Source organism: Ruegeria sp. K11 (genome assembly GCF_056531905.1).
Genome location: NZ_JBQFMP010000004.1, coordinates 227598 through 252027, shown reverse-complemented (window position 1 = coordinate 252027; position 24430 = coordinate 227598). Strand labels below are relative to the sequence as shown.

26 protein-coding genes and 1 riboswitch are annotated in these 24430 nt (G+C 58.2%); of the genes, 21 read left to right on the top strand and 5 right to left on the bottom strand.

What is annotated here, in order from left to right; translation table 11 throughout:
- Nucleotides 1–13 precede the first annotated feature (13 nt).
- Genes ACR0K4_RS08370 through fabA form a run of 3 tightly spaced genes read right to left on the bottom strand, consistent with a single transcriptional unit; the run spans nt 14 to nt 2581 of the window.
- A complete protein-coding gene (locus ACR0K4_RS08370) occupies nt 14–805 on the bottom strand; it encodes an enoyl-ACP reductase FabI (RefSeq protein WP_480517528.1) in 792 nt (263 codons plus the stop codon).
- Nucleotides 806–810: 5 nt separating this feature from the next.
- Nucleotides 811–2040, bottom strand: coding sequence for a beta-ketoacyl-ACP synthase I (fabB, locus tag ACR0K4_RS08365; protein ID WP_480853584.1), 1230 nt, complete (start codon nt 2038–2040; stop codon nt 811–813).
- Between the two features lie 31 nt (nt 2041–2071).
- The gene (fabA, locus tag ACR0K4_RS08360; RefSeq protein ID WP_480517532.1) at nt 2072–2581 is read right to left on the bottom strand and encodes a bifunctional 3-hydroxydecanoyl-ACP dehydratase/trans-2-decenoyl-ACP isomerase; all 510 of its coding nucleotides are present in this window, start codon (nt 2579–2581) and stop codon (nt 2072–2074) included.
- A 188-nt stretch (nt 2582–2769) separates the two neighbouring features.
- Between fabA and irrA the strand changes: the two genes are divergently transcribed.
- Together irrA and ACR0K4_RS08350 are read left to right on the top strand one after the other, a co-directional pair.
- Nucleotides 2770–3186: an iron response transcriptional regulator IrrA gene (gene irrA / locus ACR0K4_RS08355; RefSeq protein ID WP_480853582.1), complete on the top strand. Its 417-nt coding sequence runs from the start codon at nt 2770–2772 to the stop codon at nt 3184–3186.
- Between the two features lie 136 nt (nt 3187–3322).
- Nucleotides 3323–4120: a phytanoyl-CoA dioxygenase family protein gene (locus ACR0K4_RS08350; RefSeq protein ID WP_480853684.1), complete on the top strand. Its 798-nt coding sequence runs from the start codon at nt 3323–3325 to the stop codon at nt 4118–4120.
- A 68-nt stretch (nt 4121–4188) separates the two neighbouring features.
- Here ACR0K4_RS08350 and ACR0K4_RS08345 read toward each other — a convergent pair whose 3' ends face one another.
- Nucleotides 4189–5052, bottom strand: a complete 864-nt coding sequence (locus ACR0K4_RS08345) for a hypothetical protein (protein WP_480853581.1) — start codon at nt 5050–5052, stop codon at nt 4189–4191.
- A gap of 120 nt (nt 5053–5172) precedes the next feature.
- Here ACR0K4_RS08345 and miaB point away from each other — a divergent pair, with 120 nt between their 5' ends.
- The 10 genes from miaB to ACR0K4_RS08295 all read left to right on the top strand — a co-directional run bounded on the left by miaB (nt 5173) and on the right by ACR0K4_RS08295 (nt 15712).
- Nucleotides 5173–6492 (top strand): tRNA (N6-isopentenyl adenosine(37)-C2)-methylthiotransferase MiaB, encoded by a 1320-nt coding sequence (gene miaB, locus ACR0K4_RS08340; RefSeq protein WP_480853580.1) that lies wholly within the window; start codon nt 5173–5175, stop codon nt 6490–6492.
- A 168-nt stretch (nt 6493–6660) separates the two neighbouring features.
- Nucleotides 6661–7416, top strand: coding sequence for an outer membrane protein (locus ACR0K4_RS08335; RefSeq protein WP_480853578.1), 756 nt, complete (start codon nt 6661–6663; stop codon nt 7414–7416).
- Between the two features lie 144 nt (nt 7417–7560).
- Entirely contained in the window at nt 7561–8583 is a 1023-nt protein-coding gene (locus ACR0K4_RS08330) for a PhoH family protein (RefSeq protein ID WP_480517542.1), read from the top strand.
- Between the two features lie 42 nt (nt 8584–8625).
- Nucleotides 8626–9120 carry an rRNA maturation RNase YbeY gene (gene ybeY, locus ACR0K4_RS08325; protein WP_480853577.1) on the top strand — a complete coding sequence of 165 codons (495 nt, stop codon included), beginning with the start codon at nt 8626–8628 and terminating at the stop codon, nt 9118–9120.
- Between the two features lie 36 nt (nt 9121–9156).
- Nucleotides 9157–10041 carry a hemolysin family protein gene (locus ACR0K4_RS08320; RefSeq protein WP_480517546.1) on the top strand — a complete coding sequence of 295 codons (885 nt, stop codon included), beginning with the start codon at nt 9157–9159 and terminating at the stop codon, nt 10039–10041.
- A complete protein-coding gene (gene lnt / locus ACR0K4_RS08315; protein WP_480853576.1) occupies nt 10038–11543 on the top strand; it encodes an apolipoprotein N-acyltransferase in 1506 nt (501 codons plus the stop codon). The genes ACR0K4_RS08320 and lnt overlap by 4 nt, the downstream gene beginning before the upstream one ends.
- Nucleotides 11544–11585: 42 nt before the next feature.
- A riboswitch (SAM-SAH riboswitch) is annotated at nt 11586–11634 on the top strand.
- 6 nt (nt 11635–11640) lie between these two features.
- Nucleotides 11641–12822 (top strand): methionine adenosyltransferase, encoded by a 1182-nt coding sequence (gene metK, locus ACR0K4_RS08310; protein ID WP_480853574.1) that lies wholly within the window; start codon nt 11641–11643, stop codon nt 12820–12822.
- 126 nt (nt 12823–12948) lie between these two features.
- Nucleotides 12949–13659: a tRNA (guanosine(46)-N7)-methyltransferase TrmB gene (gene trmB, locus ACR0K4_RS08305; RefSeq protein ID WP_480853573.1), complete on the top strand. Its 711-nt coding sequence runs from the start codon at nt 12949–12951 to the stop codon at nt 13657–13659.
- A gap of 68 nt (nt 13660–13727) precedes the next feature.
- Nucleotides 13728–15086 (top strand): 3-phosphoshikimate 1-carboxyvinyltransferase, encoded by a 1359-nt coding sequence (aroA, locus tag ACR0K4_RS08300; RefSeq protein WP_480853572.1) that lies wholly within the window; start codon nt 13728–13730, stop codon nt 15084–15086.
- Complete coding sequence (locus ACR0K4_RS08295) at nt 15086–15712, top strand: (d)CMP kinase (RefSeq protein ID WP_480853571.1); 627 nt, start codon at nt 15086–15088, stop codon at nt 15710–15712. Before aroA ends, ACR0K4_RS08295 begins: the two co-directional genes overlap by 1 nt.
- A 24-nt stretch (nt 15713–15736) precedes the next feature.
- Here ACR0K4_RS08295 and ACR0K4_RS08290 read toward each other — a convergent pair whose 3' ends face one another.
- The gene (locus ACR0K4_RS08290) at nt 15737–16216 is read right to left on the bottom strand and encodes a YHS domain-containing (seleno)protein (RefSeq protein ID WP_480853570.1); all 480 of its coding nucleotides are present in this window, start codon (nt 16214–16216) and stop codon (nt 15737–15739) included.
- A gap of 217 nt (nt 16217–16433) precedes the next feature.
- On the opposite strand from ACR0K4_RS08290, the gene ACR0K4_RS08285 reads away from it, so the two are divergent.
- The 9 genes from ACR0K4_RS08285 to ACR0K4_RS08245 all read left to right on the top strand — a co-directional run bounded on the left by ACR0K4_RS08285 (nt 16434) and on the right by ACR0K4_RS08245 (nt 24410).
- Nucleotides 16434–16970 (top strand): hypothetical protein, encoded by a 537-nt coding sequence (locus tag ACR0K4_RS08285; protein WP_480517560.1) that lies wholly within the window; start codon nt 16434–16436, stop codon nt 16968–16970.
- 86 nt (nt 16971–17056) lie between these two features.
- Nucleotides 17057–17365, top strand: a complete 309-nt coding sequence (locus ACR0K4_RS08280; protein WP_480853569.1) for a DUF6525 family protein — start codon at nt 17057–17059, stop codon at nt 17363–17365.
- 245 nt (nt 17366–17610) lie between these two features.
- Nucleotides 17611–19287 (top strand): 30S ribosomal protein S1, encoded by a 1677-nt coding sequence (rpsA, locus tag ACR0K4_RS08275; RefSeq protein WP_480853568.1) that lies wholly within the window; start codon nt 17611–17613, stop codon nt 19285–19287.
- 269 nt (nt 19288–19556) lie between these two features.
- On the top strand, nt 19557–19841 hold the full coding sequence (ihfB, locus tag ACR0K4_RS08270; RefSeq protein ID WP_008758048.1) for an integration host factor subunit beta: 285 nt from the start codon (nt 19557–19559) through the stop codon (nt 19839–19841).
- Nucleotides 19842–19848: 7 nt separating this feature from the next.
- Nucleotides 19849–20199 carry a lipopolysaccharide assembly protein LapA domain-containing protein gene (locus ACR0K4_RS08265; RefSeq protein WP_480517987.1) on the top strand — a complete coding sequence of 117 codons (351 nt, stop codon included), beginning with the start codon at nt 19849–19851 and terminating at the stop codon, nt 20197–20199.
- 9 nt (nt 20200–20208) lie between these two features.
- Complete coding sequence (locus ACR0K4_RS08260) at nt 20209–20850, top strand: phosphoribosylanthranilate isomerase (RefSeq protein WP_480853567.1); 642 nt, start codon at nt 20209–20211, stop codon at nt 20848–20850.
- Nucleotides 20851–20895: 45 nt separating this feature from the next.
- Nucleotides 20896–21231 carry a hypothetical protein gene (locus ACR0K4_RS08255; RefSeq protein ID WP_480853566.1) on the top strand — a complete coding sequence of 112 codons (336 nt, stop codon included), beginning with the start codon at nt 20896–20898 and terminating at the stop codon, nt 21229–21231.
- Between the two features lie 67 nt (nt 21232–21298).
- The gene (gene trpB / locus ACR0K4_RS08250) at nt 21299–22546 is read left to right on the top strand and encodes a tryptophan synthase subunit beta (protein ID WP_480853565.1); all 1248 of its coding nucleotides are present in this window, start codon (nt 21299–21301) and stop codon (nt 22544–22546) included.
- A 709-nt stretch (nt 22547–23255) separates the two neighbouring features.
- Nucleotides 23256–24410, top strand: a complete 1155-nt coding sequence (locus tag ACR0K4_RS08245; RefSeq protein ID WP_480853564.1) for an autotransporter outer membrane beta-barrel domain-containing protein — start codon at nt 23256–23258, stop codon at nt 24408–24410.
- Nucleotides 24411–24430: the final 20 nt, after the last annotated feature.

Genomic DNA, 24430 nt, shown 5'->3' with positions numbered 1-24430 from the left:
GGGAAAGATATGGTCACATGGCCTCGGGCTGCGGCATGCCCAGAATGTGATAGCCGCCGTCGACGCGAATGATCTCGCCCGACGTATAGGTACCGGCATCCGAGGCCAGATAGACAGCGGTGCCGCCCACCGCCTCAAGCGTCGCGTTCGAGCGCATCGGTGCGTTCTGGTCGCAGAACTTGTAGGTCTTGCGCGCACCGCCGATGGCCGCACCGGCCAGCGTTTTCATCGGGCCGGGCGAGATCGCGTTCACCCGGATGCCTTCAGGACCCAGATCGTTGGCCAGATAGCGTGTGGCTGATTCCAGCGCCGCCTTGGCAACACCCATGACGTTGTAATTCGGTACAACCTTGTTGGACCCCTGATAGGTCAGGGTCAGCAGTGTGCCGCCATTGTCTTTCATCAGCGGATAAGCGCGGCGCGCAACCTCGATGAAGGAATAGGCCGAGACGTCCAGCGAGTGTTTGAAGTTCGCGCGCGTGGTGTTCAAAAACCGCCCTGTCAGTTCGGACTTGTCCGAATAGGCGATGGCGTGAACCACGAAGTCGATGGTCGGCCAGCGCTTCCCAAGCTCATCAAACGCCCGATCCAGCGATTCGTCGTCTGTGACGTCCGCATCGACCATGAAATCGCTGCCCAGGCTCTGGGCCAGTGGTTCCAGCCGTTTGCCGAAAGCTTCGCCCTGATAGGTGAAGGCCAGTTCAGCGCCGGCTTCGTGCATGGCCTTGGCAATGCCCCACGCGATCGAGCGGTCATTGGCCACGCCCATGATCAGGCCGCGTTTGCCCTTGAGAAGTTCCGACATCTTATTCACCCGTTATACTTGGACAGAACCATGGACCCGTTCGTGCCACCAAAGCCGAAGCTGTTGGTCATGACACTGTCCAAACCTGCGTTTTCAACCAATTGCGTTGCAATTTCACCGGGCAGGATGCCTTCGGCGAGAGTCTCGACGTTAATCGAGGGCGTAATGAAATCATGATGCAGCATCAGCAGGCAGAAGATCGCCTCTAATGCGCCAGCCGCGCCTTGCGCGTGTCCGGTCATCGATTTGGTCGATGAAATTGGCGGCACGCCACCTTCGCCAAAGATGCGGCGCACGGCTTCGACCTCGCCCACATCTCCGACCGGGGTCGAGGTTCCGTGGGCGTTGATATAGCCCACCTTGCGGCCTTCGGGCACGGTGGACAGGGCCAGCCGCATCGCACGCTCGCCGCCCTCACCAGACGGGGCGACCATGTCATGGCCGTCGGATGTGGCGGCATAGCCGGTGACCTCGGCGTATATCTTGGCGCCACGGGCCAGAGCGTGGTCGAGGTCTTCCAGCACAACGATGCCGCCGCCGCCCGAAATCACGAACCCATCGCGATTCTGATCGAACGCGCGTGACGCTTTGTCGGGCGTGTCGTTATATTTGGATGACATCGCGCCCATCGCGTCGAACAGGCAGGACAGCGTCCAGTCCAGTTCTTCACCGCCGCCTGCAAACATCACGTCCTGCTTGCCCAGCATGATCTGTTCAGCCGCGTTGCCGATGCAATGCAGCGAGGTCGAGCAGGCCGAGGTGATCGAATAGTTGATGCCCTTGATTTTGAAGGCCGTCGCCAAGTTCGCGGAAATGGTCGAGCACATGCATTTGGGCACTGCAAACGGCCCAATCCGCTTGGTCGCGCCGTTTTTAAGCACAGTCTGATGCGCGGTCAGCATAGCGCTGGTCGAAGGTCCACCGGACCCGGCCACCAAACCGGTGCGCGGGTTCACCACCTGATCTTCGGTCAGGCCGGAATCGGCAATTGCCTGGCTCATGGCGATATGAGCATAGGCGGCACCGGGTCCCATGAAGCGCAGGGTGCGCTTGTCCACATGTTCGGTCACATCAATCTTGAGCGATCCGGCGATCTGGCTGCGAAATCCGTGTTCGGCCATCTGCGCGTTCGCTTCGATGCCGGATTTGCCAGCTTTCAGCGAGGCGAGAACCTCTTCGGCATTGTTCCCGATGGAGGACACGACCCCCAAACCGGTGACAACTACTCGACGCATGTGCGTGCTCCTTATTTCGGGCCGGTCAGGCTCAGGCTTCGGACAGGACGACTTTCATGTCCTTGACGTCGTATATCATTTCACCGTCCGCTTCGACGATTCCATCCGCCACGCCCATGGTCAGGCGGCGGGTCTGGATCGCCTTTTTGAAATCAATTTTATAAGTCAGCATTTTGCGGTCCGGGCGCACCATGCCGGTCAGTTTGACCTCGCCCACACCCACGGCCATGCCGCGCCCCTGCCAGCCACGCCAGCCCAGGTTGAACCCCGTCAACTGCCACAGACCATCAAGGCCCAGACAGCCGGGCATGATCGGGTTGCCGGGAAAGTGGCAATCAAAGAACCACAGGTCCGGCGTGATGTCGAATTCGGCCAGAACATGCCCTTTGCCATGTTCGCCGCCATCGGCCGAGATATCGGTGATACGGTCCATCATCAGCATCGGCGGGGCGGGCAACTGCGCATTGCCTGGGCCGAATAACTCGCCACGGGCGCATTTCAGCAGATCGTCCTTATCAAAGCTGCTCGGGAATTGGGCCATTCTGCCGCCTCTCCTGCCAGGGGTCCGTTCATTCAATCTGGCCTCGTCTAGCACCCGTTTGCAAGGTCCTGCAAGAGCGGCGGCCTACATCATGTTGTGTTCAGGGCGTTCTTTGCGAATGAATTTCATTTGAAATTACCTGACCAAAGCACTTATATATAAGTCAGCAACAAAATGGTATCGGATTCATGACACCTGAAAGCCAAAGCATAGCCACGAATTGGTTGGTTGACGCCGGTTTGCGCCCGACACGGCAGCGCGTGGCTCTGGCCGAGTTGCTGGTGGGTGACGGGCGGCATCGCCATGTCACGGCCGAAAGCCTGTTTGAATCGGCGAAAGAGAATGGCGATGCCGTGTCTCTGGCGACGGTCTACAATACGCTGCGCGCCTTTTGTGACGCAGGCGTTCTGCAGGAAATCACGGTGGACGGGTCAAAAAGCTATTTTGACACCAACACGCATGACCATCCCCATTTTTATTGGGAAGAAGAGGCGCGGCTGAGCGACGCCCCATCCGAAGAACTGGTGATTCAACGTCTTCCCCAGGCTCCTGAAGGTGTCGAGATTGCATCGGTCGATGTCGTGATCCGTCTGCGCAAGAAATAATCCCGTTTGAAATCGATGAACAGGTTGCGGTCGACATGCCTGACCGGTTTGTCCTGTATCTGAACATAGTTCGAAAGGGCTTGAACCGTGGCGGCTCTCATGTGCAGATCATCGCAGGACAGGCATGGAGACGGAAATGGTGCATCCCTTGGTTTCACAGAACATGATCGACGCCTATCAGCAAGATGGTGTTGTGCTGGTCCGGGGATTGTTCGCGGAACACGTTGATGCATTGCGCGATGGGGTCGCAATGAATATGGCCGAGCCCGGACCATATGCTTCGGAGAACCAGAAACAGGGTGAGACGGGTCGGTTTTTCGACGACTATTGCAACTGGTCACGCATCGCGCCGTTTCAGGAGGTGATCCGGACCTCTCCGGTTGCCGAGGTTGCCGCTGATCTGATGCAGTCGCAGACCGTACAGATGTTTCACGATCATGTTCTGGTCAAAGAGCCCGGCACGTCGATGGCGACACCCTGGCATCAAGACGGACCGTATTACTTTGTCGATGGGCAGCAGACGATCAGTTTCTGGTCTCCGCTGGACCCAGTGACCGAAGCGACATTGCGGTGTGTTGCCGGGTCGCATCGGTGGGAGAAAGAGGTTTTGCCGACCCGCTGGGTTTCGGAAGAGGGGTACTTCCCGGATGAAGGGCAGTATATTCCGGTTCCGGACCCGGATGCCGAGGGCATGCGGGTCGTCGAGTTTGATATGGCCCCGGGCGATGCGGTGGCGTTCAACTATCGGACATTGCACGGGGCGCGTGGCAATCGGTCGGACTGTCGGCGACGGGCGTTTTCGTTGCGTCTGCTTGGGGATGACGCGCGGTATGTTGAGCGCCCCGGGCGCACGTCGCCGCCGTTTCCGGGGCATGGCATGGAGCTTGGTCAGCGTTTGAGAGAAGACTGGTTTCCGGTTTTGTTGCGGCGATAGGGGGCTCTGCCCCCGCCGCGGCTGCGCCGCGACTCCCCCGAGGTATTTTCAAACAGAAGAAATGCGGATCAGAACCATTGGCCGGATTCGATCAGGCCGAGGTCGAGCAATTGCGTGGAAGACCACTCGAACGGTCTTGAGTGTTGCCAGCGAAACGTGCGGATGTCGAATGTGGACCCTGCGTTGGATTTCAGCGCCTTGGCGGCGCGGAAAGAGCAGATTGCTGCTGTGATGTTGTGATGCCACGGGCAAGAATAGGTGTTGTATTCCGGTTCGGTGAAGGTGTGATCGGGCCGCAGCAGGATGTCCTTTTGGGATTTGAAGATGGCGATACGGTCGATGCGGCGGCGCTCATAGGGGATGTGATCCTCGAACCGCCAACGCAAACCGCCGGACATCTCAAGCTGCCGGTCGAGCGGGTGGCCCTCGGTGTCGTGGCGGGAGTGTGCGTAGTAGCCGGTGCTGTCCAGCAGGGCGCGGTCGGGGGCGACGCCATTTGGAAACATGTCCAGATCATCGGCGTAAAGGTCCACAACGTGGCAGAGCATGGCCTGTCTGCGTTCTTCCGTGTGGAAGGTCAGCATTTCGCCCACCGTCCGCGTTTCACAAAACGGGAAGAACAGATACTCGGCGTTGTAGCAGTAATACATCCACAGGCCGGGTGCCGATTTGGTGATCTGGTTGATGGCGTCGAACACGGTTGTGCGGGGGGCGCAGGTCATGGTCACGCGATGGATTCGCCGGGCAAGCTCGGGGTCGAGGTTGAACGATCCGGGCATGAAGGCGATCACGGATTTGAAGCCCAGATTCAGGTGGTGGCGGATGGTGCTGTCGACCTCGACATCATCTTCGGCAAAGATCAGGGCGACCGGACCTGTGAGTTGCGCTGTCTGGCCGGTTTGCAAGAATGCTTGGAGCGTGTCGTAGGTCATTGCCTGTCAGGATGTATCGCGCTGCGGTTTTTCGCCAAAATCGGGTAAACCGCGCGCCATTGCAAGCGGCGTTCGATATGTATAGATGACGCCGATCCCGCGAACGCAAAGGCCGTTTTCATGTCAGACCCGAAAAAGCTGTATATCAAGACCTATGGCTGTCAAATGAATGTCTATGACAGCGAGCGTATGGCTGAAACGCTGGGCGGGCAGGGTTATGTCGAAACCCAAAGCCCTGATGACGCGGATATGATTCTGCTGAACACTTGCCATATTCGCGAGAAAGCGGCCGAGAAGGTCTATTCCGAGTTGGGCCGGTTCAAGGGGTTGAAGGCGGACAAGCCGGACCTCAAGATCGGCGTCGCCGGGTGCGTGGCGCAAGCCGAGGGCGAAGAGATCATGCGCAGGCAGCCTCTGGTCGATCTGGTGGTTGGGCCGCAAAGCTATCACCGACTGCCCGAGATGGAGGCGAAAACACGGGAGGGCGCCAAGGCGCTGGACACCGATTTTCCCGAAGAGGACAAGTTCGAAAAACTCAGAAACCGTCCCAAGGCCAAGCGCGGACCAACGGCGTTTTTGACTGTGCAGGAGGGCTGCGACAAGTTCTGCGCGTTCTGTGTGGTGCCCTATACGCGCGGCGCCGAGGTTTCGCGCCCCGCTGATCGTATCCTGCGCGAGGCGCGTGATCTGGTCGAGCGCGGGGTGCGGGAAATCACGTTGCTGGGCCAGAATGTCAACGCCTATCATGGTGCGGGCCCAGATGGTGACATGACCCTGGCTGGTCTGATCTGGGAGTTGAACAAGATCGACGGGCTGGAGCGCATCCGGTTTACCACATCGCACCCCAATGACATGGCCGATGATCTGATCGAAGCGCACGGGACCTGTGACAAGCTGATGCCTTATCTGCATCTTCCGGTGCAGTCCGGTTCGGATAAAATCCTGAAAAGGATGAACCGCAGTCATACCGCCGAAAGCTATCTGCGCCTGATCGAGCGCATCCGGACAGCACGACCTGATATTCTTATGTCAGGTGATTTTATCGTCGGGTTCCCGGAGGAGACCGAAGAGGATTTCCAGGCCACGCTGGAACTGGTCGAACGGGTCAGGTACGGCTATGCCTATTCGTTTAAATACTCGACGCGACCGGGCACACCTGCGGCAGAACGGCCACAGGTCGAGGCCGAAGTGGCGGATGACCGCTTACAACGGCTGCAATCCGTGATCACGCGCCATCAGCGTGAAATTCAGGATTCGATGGTGGGGCGTACGGTTAGCGTGTTGTTCGAGAAACCGGGGCGGCTGAACGGCCAGATGGTCGGGAAGTCCGAATATCTTCATGCAGTTCACGTTTCCGGCGCAGATGTGGCTGCAGGTGACTTACGTAAGGTAAAGATTACGGCATCCGGAGCGAACTCGTTGGCCGGCGAATTGCTCTGAGTCGGGCTGCCACCCAGTCAGAGTGAAACGGTCACCCGAAATTTACCCTTGATTTATGATTCGGAACTATGTTCCGAGCATGGCTAGTTTTTCAGGGCCGGGTCCCTGAGGTGTAATAATTGGCGTTGGTCGGCGGTGTTGGTCACAACGTTGCGGAGGGTGGGTATAGTGAACCAGTTGCTTGTCCAGAGTTTCATACAGCGTTGTTTGACTTCCGCAGCTTTGCTGGTGATCGCCTGTCCGGCTTTTGCGGGTGACGTGATCGGGGAGATAGCTGAGCCCGATATTATCGCCCCCACCAGGATCGCCGAAGACGTAAGCGCGTTTTATCTTGGGCTAAGTGCGGGCTATGGCGACGGCGGGTCGGATCGCTTTGGCCTGTCCGCGGCAGGCAATACTTTTCCGGTTGGTGAGTTGGAGCCGCAGGGGACTTATGGTGGCGTTCGCGGTGGATGGCGGGGTTATTTACCGACCTTTGGTGGACGCGAATATGTATATGGGATCGAGGTCGGCTACGACTTTGGCACGCTGGAAGACGATGTGACCACTCAAATCGGCGGAACAATCGTCGATGCTGCCTCGGAAATCTCGGACATATGGTCTGTGCGGCTTCGCAACGGTGTTACCAATCGAAGCGGCAATATCCTGTATTTCGTAACTGTCGGATACGTACAGGGCGAGATTACCACGCGTAATACTCTGACGGCCGGGGGCATTTCGGACACGGCTGAAGATATTGATACGCGGAACGGGTTTTCGGCCAGTCTGGGGGCCGAACACAAGATCAACGAAAACTGGTCGATTACGGGCGAGATTGAGTATCTGCAATTCGAATCGGAACGCGTGGATCTGGGTACCGGGCTGGCAACGAAATCGACACCCAACTATCGCGGCCTGCGCTTCGGTCTGAATTACACGTTCTGACGCGCCGGGTGGTGCCGTTCCAAGGACGTGACCAGAGGTGTTCGGTGCTTTTGCCATTCACTTTGCAAATATTTTATCTGCCGCTTGCATCCGCTTGGAAATCCTGTCTACGCTCGGGGTGTAACGCCAAGACAGGAGAACGGATTGGCCATCGGTGCCCTGACCCCACCGCAAGATGACATGCCCCCGCAAGAGGCGCTTGTTGAATTTCCCGATAACCGACTGCTGATTGACCTTTGCGGCGAATATGACCGCAATCTTGCTGAGATCGAACAGAAGCTTTCAGTCCAGATTCTGCGACGCGGCAACCAATTGGTCGTCATGGGCGAAGAAGAGGCGCAAAAGCAGGCCGTTGAAGTGCTGCAGGCGCTTTATGCGCGGCTGGAAGGCGGGCGCGATGTCGAAGCCGCAGATGTGGACCGGGAATTGCGCATGGGCAATTCCGAGGTTGGAACCGGCACCCGTGATGGCGATCAGCTTGAGATGTTCAAGGGCGGCACGGTCGAGATCAAGACGCGCAAGAAACTGGTTGAACCGCGCACCGACGCGCAGAAAGCATATGTTCAGTCGCTGTTCAGCAATGAACTCGCATTCGGCATCGGGCCTGCGGGGACCGGCAAAACTTATCTGGCCGTGGCGGTGGGCGTGTCGATGTTCATCGGTGGGCATGTCGATAGAATCATTCTCAGCCGCCCGGCGGTCGAAGCCGGGGAAAAACTGGGGTATCTGCCGGGTGACATGAAGGACAAGGTCGATCCTTATATGCAGCCGCTCTATGACGCGCTGAACGATTTTCTGCCGGGCAAGCAACTCGCCAAGTTGATCGAGGAAAAGCGAATCGAAATCGCGCCTCTGGCCTTTATGCGGGGGCGGACACTGGCGAATGCGTTTGTTGTGCTGGACGAGGCGCAGAATGCCACGACCATGCAGATGAAGATGTTCCTGACCCGATTGGGTGAGGGTAGCCGCATGGTGATCACCGGCGACCGCTCGCAGGTTGATTTGCCGCGCGGTGTCCAATCCGGTCTGGCCGATGCGGAACGGTTGCTGAAAACGCTTCCGAATATCAGTTTCAACTATTTCACCTCGAAAGATGTGGTGCGCCATCCGCTTGTCGCCGCCATCATCGAGGCGTATGAGGCCGATGCGGGCCGCGAAACGGGTTAGACCTGACACGGCGCGCGTGCGCCACAGTGTCGGACAACTGGTATGAACCTGGAAATCACTCTTGAGGATCCCCGCTGGCGGGAACTGGAGGCATTGTCCCGCCGCGCCATCTCGGCGACCCTCGCTCATTGCGATCTTGATCCCGACGAATGTGAAATCAGTGTCTTGGGCTGTGATGACACGCGAATTGCCGTGCTGAATGCCGAGTTTCGGCAAAAGCCGTCCCCGACCAACGTTCTAAGCTGGCCCTCCGAGGATCTGGCTCCGGAACAGCCCGGTGCCGTCCCCGCGCGGCCGCAGGCCGATTTCACCGGAGAAATCAGCTTGGGTGATATCGCGATTTCCTACGACACCTGCGCGCGTGAGGCGGTCGAAGCCGCAAAACCCATGGCCGATCATGTCACCCATTTGCTGGTTCACGGAGTGTTGCATTTACTGGGCTATGATCACATTCGTGACCCCGACGCCACTTTGATGGAGAGGGTCGAGGTCGAGATACTTGGCAAACTGGGTGTTAATAACCCATATAATGGGTGATGTGGGCAGATTTGTCCGACCAATTGGAACAGGAAAATGGACGATACAGACGGCAGTTCTAGGGCGGCGCAGAGCGCGCACCCGCAGGACACCAACGACAGCACAGAGAAAAGCGGATTTTTTTCTCGGATTATTGATGCCTTCTCGTCGCAGGACGAAGAAGAGACCGGCTCGGTCAACGGACATCGAACAACGGACCCCCAGCCACGGGGCATGATCAACCTGCGCCGGATGCGGGTGGAAGACGTGGCCATCCCGACGGCGGAAATTATTTCGGTTTCTTCAGCCTCGACCAAAGAGGAATTGGCGCAGTTATTTCGCGAAAGCGGTTTGTCGCGCATCCCGGTCTATGACGGAACGCTGGACACGCCGCTTGGCTTTGTCCACCTCAAGGACTTTGCGCTGACCCATGGCTTCAATGGTGACACGACCGAGTTTGACTTGCGCTCGATGCTGCGAACCTTGCTGTTTGTACCACCATCGATGCCCATAGGCGTTCTGCTGACCAAGATGCAGACCGAACGCCGCCACATGGCGCTGGTCATTGACGAATATGGCGGTGTCGATGGATTGCTGACCATCGAAGACCTGATCGAACAGGTGGTCGGAGAGATTGCGGACGAGCATGATGCGGACGAAGACCAGCTTTGGCTGCAGGAAAAACCGGGCTGTTATATCGTCCAGGCTCGTGTTCCGCTCGAGGACTTCGAGGCAGAGATCGGTCGGTCGCTGACCAGCCACGAGGATGTCGACGAGGAAGAAATCGACACGCTTGGCGGGCTCGTGTTCATGTTGTCTGGCCGGGTTCCGGCGCGGGGCGAGGTTGTTCTGCATCCCGAAGGCCCCGAGTTCGAAGTGATCGACGCCGATCCTCGCCGGATCAAGCGTCTGCGGGTAATGCTGCCGGATAGCTTTGCATGAACTTAATACAGCGCTGGCCCTTCTGGCTGCGGCTTGGCGCAGCGGGTCTGCTGGGTGCAGTTGCCGCTTGCGGGCTGGCGCCGCTGGGCTACTGGCCGCTGACGCTTGTGGCCTTTGTCCTGATTGGGCCAATATACCTGTCCACTGCAACACCGACGCAGGCAGGCTGGCTGGGATGGGTTTTTGCGACCGGGTATTTTGCCCATGCGCTTAGTTGGATCATCGAGCCATTTCAGGTTGACGCGGAACGCCACGCCTGGATGGCGCCCTTTGCACTGGTTTTCATGGCCGGAGGGCTGGCCCTGTTCTGGGCTGTCGCGTTCCGGGTCGCACGCAAACCCGAAGCCGCGCCGCTGGCCCAGGGAATAGCACTGGCCATCGCGCTTGCTGTGGTCGAGTTCGGTCGAGGTTACCTGCTCACCGGCTTCCCATGGGCAGGCGTCGCGCAGGTTTGGGTTGGCACTCCGGCGGCACAAGTGTTGTCCCTGGTGGGCCCATACGGTCTGGCGGCCCTGACCTTTTTGGCCACACTCCCTCCGGGGGCGGTCTTGGGGAGCGAACAGTCCGGGCGCAAGCTCTTGATGGCCGGGTCCTTGTCGATGGGATTCGCCCTTCTGTCGTTCGGCTATGCCGCGACACGGCCATCTGTGGTCGAGACCGATCACACGGTTCGGCTGATACAACCCAATGCGCCCCAACACCAAAAATGGGACCCCGATTTTGCGCCTTTGTTTTTCGCGCGCCAGATCGAGTTTACCGCAGCGCAACCGAGACCGGATCTGATTGTCTGGCCGGAAACCTCGGTTCAGGCGTGGCTGGGCAGCGCGCAACCTATTCTTGATGTCATTGCGGATGCGGCGCAGGGGGCACAGGTCATCGTCGGGATTCGGCGCGCAGAGGGACCGCGTATCTATAACTCGATGATCCATCTGAACGCGCAGGGACAACAAGAAGGGCTCTATGACAAGCACCACCTGGCACCATTTGGCGAATACGTGCCATTTGGAAACCTTATGGCGCGTTTCGGAATTCACGGTCTGGCCGCTTCGGACGGCAACGGGTTCAGCGCGGGTCCTGGCGCGGCATTGCTGGATCTGGGCCCCTTGGGAGCAGCGTTGCCGCTGATTTGTTACGAAGCGGTCTTCACGCAGGACGTCTTGTCCGCACCGGGACGTAGCGATTTCTTGTTGCAGATCACAAATGACGCGTGGTTCGGCACGCGCTCTGGCCCGTTTCAGCACCTGGCGCAAGCGCAAATGCGGGCGATCGAACAGGGCCTTCCCTTGATGCGCTCGGCCAATACCGGCGTTTCGGCAATGATTGATCCCTTGGGTCGGATCGTGGCGTCCTTGCCGCTGGGGCAGGCGGGTTATCTGGATGTGTCTTTGCCCCAGCCGCACCCGCCTACAGTTTATTCTCGCATTGGTGATTATCCGGTGTTTTCCGTCTTATTGTTCCTTTTTTCGGTGCTTTGGTGCCACGCTCGATGGGGTCGTCGCTGATTTGCGATTGACCCGCCGCAGCGCGCGCCGTATCCCCTCTGATGCCCGCCACAACGGCTTCCTGGCGTGATGGGGAAATCTTAATGGAGCACTATTCATGTCCCGACAGAACTATACCTTTACCTCGGAATCCGTTTCCGAAGGGCATCCCGATAAGGTCTGCGATCGAATCTCGGATGCCGTCCTTGATGCATTTCTGAACGAAGAACCCGAAGCACGCGTGGCCTGCGAAACCTTTGCCACCACCAACCGTGTGGTTATCGGCGGCGAAGTTGGCTTGTCGGATCAGGAAAAGCTGCATGATTACATGGCGCATATCGATGACATCGCGCGCGCCTGTATCAAGGATATCGGCTATGAGCAGGACAAGTTTCACCACGAAACGGTCGAGGTGACGAACCTGCTGCACGAACAATCCGCCCATATCGCACAGGGCGTCGATGCATCGGACAACAAGGACGAAGGCGCGGGCGATCAGGGGATCATGTTCGGCTACGCAACGACGGAAACGCCAGCGTTGATGCCGGCTCCGATCCAATATTCGCACGCAATTCTGCGCCGTCTCGCAGAAGTGCGCAAAAATGGGACCGAGCCCGCACTGGGACCCGATGCCAAATCCCAGTTGTCCGTGCTGTATCGAGACGGAAAACCGGTGGGCGTCAGCTCTGTCGTTCTGTCCACGCAACATCTGGACGAAGCGCTGACCTCGAACGACATCCGCGCCATTGTCGAACCCTATATTCGCGAAACCCTGCCCGAAGGCTGGCTGACGGACGCAACCGAATGGCACGTCAACCCGACCGGAAAATTCGTGATTGGCGGACCCGACGGCGATGCCGGTTTGACCGGTCGCAAGATCATCGTGGACACCTATGGCGGCGCCGCCCCGCATGGTGGTGGCGCATTCTCGGGCAAGGATCCGACCAAGGTAGACCGCTCGGCGGCCTATGCCGCGCGGTATCTGGCGAAAAACGTGGTGGCCGCGGGCATGGCTGAGCGCTGCACCATCCAACTGAGCTATGCGATCGGCGTCTCGAAACCTCTGTCGATCTATGCGGAAACCTATGGCACCGGACAGGTTGCCGACGCCGAGATTGAAAAGGCCGTTGGGCAAGTGATGGATCTGACCCCGCGCGGTATTCGCGAGCATCTTCAAATGAACAAGCCGATTTATCAACGGACTGCGGCCTACGGCCACTTTGGTCGCGATCCCGAAGCAGATGGCGGTTTCAGCTGGGAACGCACCGATCTGGTCGACGCCCTCAAAGTCGCAGTCTGATCGCAATCAAAAGGTGCGCCCCTTCGGGCGCGCTCTTCATCTTTTGACAAATACTCCGGGGGTGTGGGGGCTGGCCCCCACTACCACCCCTTGCCACAAAGCGACGCCCGCAGTATGGGCACCGCCATGAGCACCCAGACCCCACAACGCCCGCGCAGAAACTTCTATGGCCGCTTCAAGGGCAAGGCCCTGAAACCCAGCCAAAAGACCTATCTGAACGAAGATCTCGCGGCCCTATCCCCCGGAGAGGTGGATTGGGACACCAACCCCGAACGCACCCCGTTGGACCTGAACGCACTGTTTAGGGGCAAGCCGGTCTGGCTTGAGGTCGGCTTTGGCGGTGGTGAGCATCTGGTGCATCAAGCGAAAAACAACCCCGATATCGGCATCATCGGGGCAGAGCCCTATATCAATGGTGTCGCCATGCTGCTGGGAAAAATCCGTCGGGCCGGTGTCGAAAACCTGGCGGTGCATCCCGGTGATGCTCGTGACCTGTTCGACGTGCTGCCCGAGGCCAGCATATCGCGCGCCTTTCTGCTCTATCCCGATCCGTGGCCGAAAAACCGGCACCACAGACGCCGGTTTGTCACACCCGAACACCTGGAGCCGCTTGCGCGCGCGTTGAAACCGGGTGCGATCTTTCGTGTGGCAACGGATATTCCCGACTATGTGCGCCAGACATTGGAAGAAGTTCCGCGCGCCGGGTTTGAGTGGCTGGCTGAACGCCCCGTTGATTGGCGCGCGCCGTGGGATGACTGGATCTCAACACGCTACGAACAAAAGGCTCTGCGCGAAGGTCGGACACCGCATTATCTGACCTTCTGCCGCAAAGGCTGATTGCCGCTGGACCAACCGGCCCCAATTCGCTAATCCGCCTTGAACTGATAGCGAAAACAGGAGCCCCCATGTCCGGACACGGCACGCCCATCCCGATGACCTCGCATCCCTGCGGCCCGCTGACCGGCACGGCAGAGGTGCCTGGTGACAAGTCGATCTCGCACCGGTCGTTGATTCTGGGTGCGATGGCGGTGGGCGAGACCCGGATCACCGGCCTGCTGGAAGGCGAGGACGTTCTGGACACTGCCAAGGCGATGCGCGCTTTCGGGGCCGAGGTGACCGACCATGGTGGCGGCGAATGGACCGTGCATGGTGTGGGTGTCGGCGGCTATGCCGAGCCGGATCAGGTGATCGACTGCGGTAACTCGGGAACCGGAGTGCGGCTGATCATGGGCGCAATGGCGACCTGTCCGATCACGGCGACATTCACCGGCGATGCCAGCCTGAACAAACGTCCAATGGCGCGCGTGACCGACCCGCTCGCACTGTTTGGAACGCAATCCGTCGGGCGGTCCGGTGGGCGTCTGCCCATGACACTCGTCGGGGCAGCGGACCCGACTCCGGTGCGCTATGAGGTGCCGGTGCCATCGGCGCAGGTAAAATCCGCCGTTCTGCTGGCCGGTCTGAACGCCCCCGGCAAGACGGTCGTGATCGAGAAAGAGGCCACCCGCGACCACTCTGAGCGGATGTTGGCGGGTTTCGGCGCAGAGATCACCGTCGAAGACACGGATGAGGGGCGGGTGATCACGCTGACCGGTCGCCCCGAGCTAAAGCCGCAGGTCATCGCCGTGCCACGTGACCCGTCCAGCGCGGCCTTCCCGGTCTGTGCGGCGCTGATCACACCCGGCTCGGACGTGCTGGTTCCGGGGATTGGCTTGAATCCGACCCGCGCGGGCCTGTTTACAACGCTGCGCGAGATGGGTGCCGATCTGATCTATGAAAATGAACGCGAAGAGGGCGGTGAACCGGTTGCTGATCTGCGCGCCAAATACTCGCCCAACATGAAGGGCATCGAAGTGCCGCCCGAACGTGCGGCCTCGATGATCGATGAGTACCCCGTTCTGTCGGTGGTTGCGGCCAACGCAGCCGGAACAACGATGATGGGTGGCGTGAAAGAGCTGCGCGTCAAAGAAAGCGACCGCATCGACGCGATGGCCCGCGGTTTGCGCGCCAATGGCGTGACCGTGGATGAGGGCGAAGATTGGTGGTCGGTCGATGGGCTGGGCATCGGCAACATCCCTGGCGGCGGCACCTGCGAGAGTTTTCTGGATCACCGCATCGCTATGTCCTTCATGGTGATGGGGATGGGGGCTCAAAAACCGGTCACTGTGGATGATGGTGGCCCCATCGCCACTTCGTTCCCCATCTTCGAGCCTCTGATGTCCCGGCTGGGCGCCAAGCTTGTGCGAAATAACAGGCCAGTGTGATGTCGCACCAGAGTTTCACCATTGCGATCGACGGTCCGGCTGCAGCCGGTAAGGGGACCATCTCCAAAGGCGTGGCTGCACATTTCGGCTTTGCCCATCTTGATACCGGTCTGTTGTATCGCGCAGTTGGTCGACGCACGCTGGACGGGATGAAACCGTTGGATGCCGCGCAGGCGTTGACGGCGGATGAGCTTACGGAGGGTGATTTACGAACGACAGAGATTGCACAAGCCGCGTCGAAAGTGGCGGTTATCCCCGAAGTCCGTTCCGCCCTTGTCGATTTCCAACGCGCTTTTGCGCGTCGCGCCGGTGGGGCGGTGCTGGACGGGCGCGATATCGGGACGGTGATTTGCCCCCGGGCCGAGGTGAAGCTGTTTGTCACCGCCAGCGCCGAAATTCGGGCTGAGCGACGGTTTCTTGAATTGAAGGCCAAAGCGACCGAGATCACGCGTGAACAGGTTCTTGCCGACGTACGCGAACGCGATGCGCGCGACGCCGACCGCAGCACCGCGCCTATGAAACCCGCCGAGGACGCGGTTTTGCTGGATACGACCGATCTCAGTATCGATGACGCACTGGCGCAGGCCGTGGCGGTTATCGTGCAAAAACAACGCGCGACGTCCTGACGCCGCGCGCTGCTTTCATGCGCTTTACAATTCGCCGACCGCGATGCTTTTGATGTTAGCCCACTGACCATCGGCCTTTTTTGCTGTGCCTGTGACATCTTTCAGAAACGCAGCCCGGGTTTCCGCGTTCAGGAACAGGTACAGCTTGCCATCTGCCAGCAGGTATTGATCCGGGTCACCGTCGAACTTCTTGCCGACCGAAACGCCGAACGAGCAGAATCCGCCATGCTGTGGCAGATACGCGGCCGGGTTGGCTTCGAACGCTTCGCGGTTCTCGGCGCTGGTGAAGTAGTACGAAGCGCCGTCATATGTTGCGGTATGAGTGGCGAAGCCTTCGACCGGATTGCCGTTGGTAACCAGAGCGACCAGATCGACCCCATGCGCGGCCAGCGGCGCGCCTGCGGCCGAGATGCCGTTCGAGACATTGATTTCATCTGCGGCAAAGGCCGGTGCGGCGATCAGAGGCAGAGTTGCGGCCAGGGTGGTCAGGATAAGGGTTTTCATTGCATTTCCTTCCATCTTGAAGTTTCGAGCGGCGGGGGAGGTGGCCGCTGAAACATATCTATGGCCCTTATGTGGAATGATCTATGCTGATTAAATCTTACTACTTTGCAGATCGTTCCAAATGTTGTCCTATCGGGAAGCGCTCTTCACCAAGCTTTGTGTGGTCACTCCGAAACCCGGCGCGTAAGGTAAACAGGCAACCTGCAGGAGCGATACCATGATCCGACTAGTCCTTTTTCTGATGTTTCTAGCCGGAAGTCTGGCTGCACAAGAGGTCGAAGAGACCCCTGAGCTTGAGCCTCCGATGAGCTATGAGCGGTTGGGCAAGATCATTTTCGCCCTTGATCCCGAAGCGGAACCGCGCGGTTTGGGCGGGTTTCAACTGACGGTCTCGGACGTGCCGGTTCTGGTCATAACAGACGCCACAGCGGATCGAATGCGCGCGATGGTACCTATCCGCAGTGCCGAAGAACTGAGCGCCGATGATATGCGTCGCATGATGCAGGCCAATTTCGACAGCGCACTGGATGCACGCTATGCCATTGCCAACGGAACGTTGTGGGCTGCATTCATTCACCCATTATCGCCTCTGGAAAAGGACCAGTTGATCTCGGGGTTGGCGCAGACAGTGAACATCGCCAAGACCTACGGCTCGCTTTACTCCGGCGGCGCGCAACAGTTTGGCGGCGGTGACAGCAACAACCTGCAGCGCGAGCTGATCGAGGATCTGTTGAAGAAGGGCGAGGAAATCTAAGAGCGCGATTACCGGTAAAAGCTGACCTTGTGCCGCGGTAACGTATATGTAATGTCATAACATATACAAATAAGCGGAGGTTGGTCATGTCGGGTCAACGGTACAAAAGCTCATATCCAAAAGACACGGGCGGGCGGCGAAACTCTGGTCGCAACATGCGAAGCGGCCTGAAACGTCGACGGCGGCGAGAATCCCCCATGCGCGCCTATGATGCCCTTCCCAAAGACCTGCGGCATTGGCTCGCCACGGCCTGTTTGCCTTGGAGCCCCGCATCCGCACTCAGGATATGGATGCGCGAAGGGGGGGGCAGCCGTCCTTCGGCGGCCATTGAAAGATTGAACGCCATCGAAAAGTCGATGTTGCGACGTGATGCCGGGATTTGGCACGGCAGCTAGGCGTGAAATGCCCGCAAATCATTGCTTGGCCCTTGCACCTTGCCGGAATTCCGCCTATACGCGCGCTGTCTGAACAAGGGCGGTTAACGTCCGGATGACGTATCTGAGCAGGGCCGGGTTACCTCGGCCCTTTGTGTTTGTTAGCTCAGGCGCGTTCCGGGTCACGTCCTCAGGCAGCATGAAACAAGACCGGCGGAGACAACCGCTCGGCCAGCAAAAACGTATGTAAAGGAAAACAACGCCACATGGCTAACGCATCCATGGAGGAATTCGAAGCCCTCCTGAATGAAAGCTTCGAAATGGACACGCCCGAAGAGGGTTCTGTTGTCAAAGGCAAGGTTCTGGCGGTTGAAGCCGGTCAAGCCATCATCGACGTAGGCTACAAAATGGAAGGCCGCGTTGATCTGAAAGAATTCGCAAATCCCGGCGAAGCCCCTGAAATCGCTGTAGGTGACGAGGTCGAAGTTTACCTGCGCGCCGCAGAAAACGCCCGTGGCGAAGCCGTCATCTCGCGCGAGATGGCCCGCCGTGAAGAGGCATGGGACCGTCTGGAAAAAGCATATGCCGACGACCAGCGCGTCGAAGGTGCAATCTTTGGTCGCGTCAAAGGCGGCTTCACTGTCGATCTGGGTGGCGCAGTTGCGTTCCTGCCCGGCTCGCAGGTTGACGTGCGTCCTGTGCGCGACGCTGGCCCGCTGATGGGTCTGAAGCAACCGTTCCAGATCCTGAAAATGGACCGTCGCCGTGGCAACATCGTTGTGTCGCGTCGCGCCATCCTGGAAGAATCGCGTGCCGAACAGCGTGCCGAGGTTATCGGCAACCTGTCCGAAGGTCAGACCGTCGAAGGTGTTGTCAAGAACATCACCGAATACGGCGCATTTGTTGACCTGGGCGGTGTTGACGGCCTGCTGCACGTCACCGACATGGCATGGCGTCGTGTGAACCACCCGTCCGAGATCCTGACGATCGGCGAAACCATCAAGGTTCAGGTCATCAAGATCAACAAAGAGACCCACCGCATCAGCCTGGGTATGAAACAGCTGCAGGAAGATCCGTGGGATCTGGTTGCTGCCAAATACCCGCTGGGCTCGGTCCATCAGGGTCGCGTCACCAACATCACCGACTACGGCGCGTTCGTCGAGTTGGAAGCCGGTGTCGAAGGTCTGGTGCACGTGTCCGAGATGTCCTGGACCAAGAAAAACGTCCACCCCGGCAAGATCGTTTCGACCAGCCAGGAAGTCGACGTCATGGTTCTGGAAATCGACGGCGCGAAGCGTCGCGTATCTCTGGGCCTGAAGCAGACTCAGCGCAACCCGTGGGAAGTGTTTGCAGAAACGCACCCCGAGGGCACCGAAGTCGAAGGCGAAGTCAAGAACATCACCGAATTCGGTCTGTTCATTGGCCTCGACGGCGACATCGACGGCATGGTTCACCTGTCCGACCTGTCCTGGGACGAGCGTGGCGAGGATGCGATCCAGAACTACCGCAAAGGCGACGTCGTTCAGGCGGTTGTCTCGGAAGTGGACGTCGAGAAAGAGCGTATCTCGCTATCGATCAAAGCCCTGGGCGGTGACAAGTTCGCCGAAGCCGTGGGCGGCGTGAAGCGTGGCTCGGTCATCACCGTTGGCGTCACCGCGATCGAAGATGGCGGCATCGAAGTGGAATACGAAGGCATGAAGTCGTTCATCCGTCGTTCCGACCTGAGCCGTGACCGTGCCGAACAGCGCCCCGAGCGTTTCTCGGTTGGTGACAAGGTCGACGTTCGTGTCACCAATGTCGACAGCAAGACTCGCCGTCTGGGCCTGTCGATCAAGGCACGCGAAATCGCGGAAGAGAAAGAGGCTGTGCAACAGTACGGCTCGTCCGACTCGGGTGCATCGCTGGGTGATATCCTGGGTGCGGCGCTGAAATCCGGCGACTAAACCGGGTCCCTGACTCGATACAATTCAACGGCCCCGTACATCTGTGCGGGGCCGTTTTTGTTGCGAATCAATGTGTTCCATATTCGCAGGTTAAAATATGTATCGTGCATACATGAAGGCGGATTCAGGCCATTCGGCGGAAAATCGGGTCAGATTGGCGTAAATATACCCGCCAACACACAGAGTTTACGTTCCCCCGAACTGGGTTTTTTTCTATACTGGTCAGAACACTAGAGATGGTAAACCGGTCGCCTGGGAGGGTAGCGCGCATGATCCGTTCTGAATTGATTCAAAAAATTGCAGACGAAAACCCGCATTTGTATCAACGCGATGTCGAGCGGATCGTGAACACAGTGTTCGAAGAAGTGACCGATGCGATGTCACGCGGCGACCGAGTAGAGCTTCGTGGTTTTGGCGCATTTTCCGTCAAAAAACGGGATGCCCGCGTGGGTCGGAATCCCAGAACCGGCGAGACGGTTCAGGTTGAAGAAAAATGTGTTCCGTTTTTCAAGACGGGCAAGTTGCTAAGGGATCGATTGAACGGTAAAGCCTGACCTCATGATGCGCTATATTCGTTACGCCTTTCTCGCGATCCTTGGGATCATTCTGGTATCGGTCTCGCTGGCCAACCGGCAGATCGTCGAACTCAAGCTGATGCCCGATGCTCTGGCCGAGCTGTTGGGCTTTAACCTCACCACGTCGCTGCCGCTGTTCATCGTGGTGCTGGGCGGGGTGATTGCCGGTCTGGTGATCGGATTCCTGTGGGAATGGCTGCGCGAGCACAAGCACCGCAAGGACGCCACTGTCAAGAAAAGCGAAGTGCGCAAGCTTGAGCGTGAGGTCAACAAGCTCAAGAAAAAGCAGAACGAAGGCAAGGACGAGGTTCTGGCCTTGTTGGACGAAGCCAGCTGAGGCGTTCAAATGCCCGATGTATCTGTCAAGATTTGCGGCCTGACCGCTCCGGAGCACGTGCGCGCGGCGGTTGAGGCGCGCGCGCGGTATGTGGGTTTTGTGTTCTTTCCGAAATCGCCGCGTCACCTTGCCCGGGACGATGCAGCACAGCTTGCACATTTGGTGCCTGCTGGCGTTGCAAAAGTGGCTTTGACGGTGAATGCAACCGATGACGACCTCGACAGGATCACGTCGACTGTTCCCCTGGATATGCTGCAATTACATGGCAAGGAAAGCCCGGAACGTGTGGCTGGCATTCGGCACCGTTACGGATTGCCGGTGATGAAGGCCATCGGCATTGCCGAACCCGAAGATTTGGACGCGATTGACGTGTATTCCGACGTTGCGGACCAATTGCTGATCGACGCCAAACCGCCGCGCATGTCCGATCTGCCCGGCGGCAATGGTCTGGCTTTTGATTGGCGTCTGCTTGCGGGCCGGAAATATTGGCGCAAGCCGTGGATGCTGGCCGGCGGCCTGACCCCCGACAATGTGGCCGAGGCGGTTCGGATGACCGGCGCGCGGCAGGTCGATGTGTCTTCGGGCGTGGAAAGCGCGCCGGGTGTCAAAGATGCGGCGCTGATCCACGCGTTCCTCGACGCCACAAGGTGATCTGAACGCCGTCCTGATGCGTATCCCGGTTTTTAGGGGCGCTGTATGCTGGCTGCAATTGGCGGAGTTTCACTCAGACGATGGTATCACGCGCCAGAGTTTTTCTGGCGCGCTCACAAAGCCCTGCTTCAGGCCCGCGGAGATGCATTGTGCCTGCACGCCGAGGTGTTTCCCCACGCAGGGCTCTATTTCTCCTATTCCGTCTGGCAGGATATCGAGGCGATGCTGAGCTTTACGCAGTCCGGCCCGCACCGCCGGATCGTTCAGGCCGCTCCGCGACTGGCGGATGTCAACGTGTTCTGCCAGTTTTCCTGCGTCGCTGTTCCCAGCCGGGGCCAGGCTCTGCAGGTTTGGGAACAGCGACTTCAGGCTGCGGAATGATGCGTTTTGCGATGGTCAATCGCGCCATCACCTCCTATGAACAACGGGTAAGATGACGGAGACTTCCATGGCCAACGATCTTTTCAATTCCTTCATGTCCGGCCCCGACGAACAGGGCCGTTTTGGCATTTTCGGCGGGCGGTTTGTCAGCGAAACTCTGATGCCGCTGATCCTGTCGCTGGAAGAGGAATATGACAAAGCCAAGGACGATCCGACCTTCTGGGCCGAGATGGACGATCTTTGGGCCAACTATGTGGGCCGCCCCTCGCCTCTGTACTACGCCGAACGCCTGACCGAGCATCTGGGCGGGGCGAAGATTTACCTCAAGCGGGATGAGTTGAACCATACCGGCGCGCATAAGATCAACAACGTGTTGGGCCAGATCATTCTGGCACGCCGCATGGGAAAGACACGGATCATCGCCGAAACCGGGGCAGGGCAGCACGGCGTGGCCACCGCCACTGTTTGTGCCAAGTTCGGTTTGAAGTGCATCGTCTATATGGGTGCGCATGACGTACAGCGGCAGGCTCCGAATGTGTTCCGTATGCGTCTGTTGGGGGCCGAAGTGATCCCGGTGACCTCGGGCCGTGGCACGTTGAAAGACGCGATGAATGATGCGCTGCGCGATTGGGTGACGAATGTGCGTGACACGTTCTACTGTATCGGCACTGTGGCCGGTCCGCACCCGTACCCTGCGATGGTGCGGGATTTCCAGTCGATCATCGGCAAGGAAGCCAAGGAACAGATGAAAAAGGCCGAAGGCCGTCTGCCCGACACGATCATTGCCGCCATTGGCGGTGGGTCGAACGCGATGGGCCTGTTCTATCCGTTCCTCGACGACAAGGATGTGAACATCATCGGCGTCGAAGCAGGCGGCAAGGGCGTGAACGAGAAGATGGAGCATTGCGCCTCGCTGACCGGTGGTCGTCCGGGCGTACTGCATGGCAACCGAACCTATCTGCTGCAGGATGATGACGGGCAGATTCTCGAGGGCTATTCGATTTCGGCAGGTCTGGACTATCCAGGCATTGGCCCCGAACATTCGTGGCTGCATGACATAGGACGCGCCAACTATGTCTCGATCACCGACAAAGAGGCGCTTGAGGCGTTCCAGTTGTGTTGTTCGACCGAAGGCATCATCCCCGCGCTGGAGCCGTGCCACGCATTGGCGCATGTCATGAAAATTGCGCCTGAATTGCCCAAGGATCATCTGATTTGCATGAACATGTGCGGACGCGGCGACAAGGACGTGCAGACGGTTGCGAAATACCTCAATTTCGACATGTCTGATACCGAAGGCCGAGACGCTGGTTAAGCAAAATCGAAAAATTTGCGGGGGAGGGCGACGTCCTCCTTCCGTCAGCCTTGCGTTTATCAATTTTTGACTGATGCAATTCCACCTCAATGAAGGCATTGTCGTCTTTTTGGAAACTGTTTTTGACAGGCGAGGCGACGTTCTTGGGAAACGGAAATTTCATATAGCCCGCGCGTCATGATCAAATGCCGGGAAAAATCTATATTTCACGCATGAATAGCCGGCAATCAACATGCATGTCCCAAGCTGGAATCGCACCGGGATGTTGTGTCGTGGCTTCAGGTTTAACCAAATTATTGCACCGTTCTATACAAATGCCGCGCTTTAGATTAACCGAATGTTAACCGGTCGCGCTCAACGGCCGAAACTTTGGGGAACCCCGAAACAAACGGGATAACGAGCAGCGTTTTGACGGTCAGACCTGACCGCTATGCTCGGATGTTTGCACGTCTTGGTGCACTGGGAGGTAGTGATGGTTTGGTCTATGTTTCAAAGACTTGGTTTAGTAGTTTTGCTAACTGCGGTATTGCTTGGCCACAGCAAAGAAGCTGATGCCTTTGGCCTCCCCGACATTCCGTTTACCAGTATTGCGACACCGAACGGAGGTCCCGCGTCAGCTTTCAACGATACCGGCAGCTCGACCGCATTTGTTTCGTTTGGTATTCCAGGGTCGTTTCCAGGCGGAACTGTGTATTCGGGTAATGCCATTGTGAGCGGCTCTGTCATTACGGTCGCGGATCTGTTGAGCCTGGGCTATCTGGATGCAACAATCCTTAGCCAAAACGGTGCTGACAGCACTTATGCAACCGACGGCTATATGGGCATCATTTTTAATGCCCGGGAAACAGTTGATGGTCCTTTCTTCCGCTATGAAATCGCTCTGTCAGGCGTAACAAATACTGTTCTTATCAATACAAGAACCCCGTTGAGCACCCCCGACGACGACGCAGAAGCGGAAGCCCGGCGTCTGATCGAGGCCTTCCAGTTCGCCCGTGCTAACAGCCTTGTATCGAACCAACCCGGCCTGACGCCTTTCCTGCAACAATCCCGCTCTGGAACGTTTAACGCTTCGGTGACGCGTGGGACCAGTTTTCTGAATTTCGCCAGCGATCCCAGCCTGCCGGTTTGGTTCAATCTGACCGGCAACCGAAGCTCGCAAGGCGATTTTGACAGCTCTTATGTGCTTGCCACCATAGGGGCGCATCGTCGGATCAATGAAAACCTGCTGCTCGGTGCGATGGTACAGCTGGATTATGCCGAAACAGACGAAGGGGATGCCGAGATCGACGGGACCGGATGGTTCGTCGGGCCCTATGTGGTGGCGAAACTGCCCAGCCAGCCGATTTTCATCGAAGGTCGCGCGCTCTATGGGCAAAGTGACAACGACATTTCGCCGCTGGGCACCTTCGAGGACAGTTTCGACAGTGACCGCTGGTTGATCCAATCCCGTGTCACCGGCGAAGTACAGCGCGGAGATCTGACCCTATTGCCGCTTCTTGACGTCAGCTATGTCAGTGACGATCAGGAGGCCTACACGGACGGCCTTGGAAACCGCATTTCGGCACAGGATTTCAGCCTGACAACAGCCAGACTGGGTATGGATTTCAGCTATCCTGTGGCTGTCACGCGTGGAGAGCTGACGCTGAACGGTGGTCTCTCGGGGGTGTGGAGCACGACATCCGGAACCGGCACCGTGCCCGGTGTTTCCCCTATCGGCGATACGACGCGGGGGCGAGTGGACATGGGGCTTGATTACCGGTTCGAAAACAGAAGCCTCTTGTCTGCTGATCTGTTTTACGACGGCTTCGGCGAAAGCGATTTTGAAAGCTATAGCATTGGCTTGACCTGGCAAGCTGAGTTCTGATCCCGGCACGGTTTCGCATG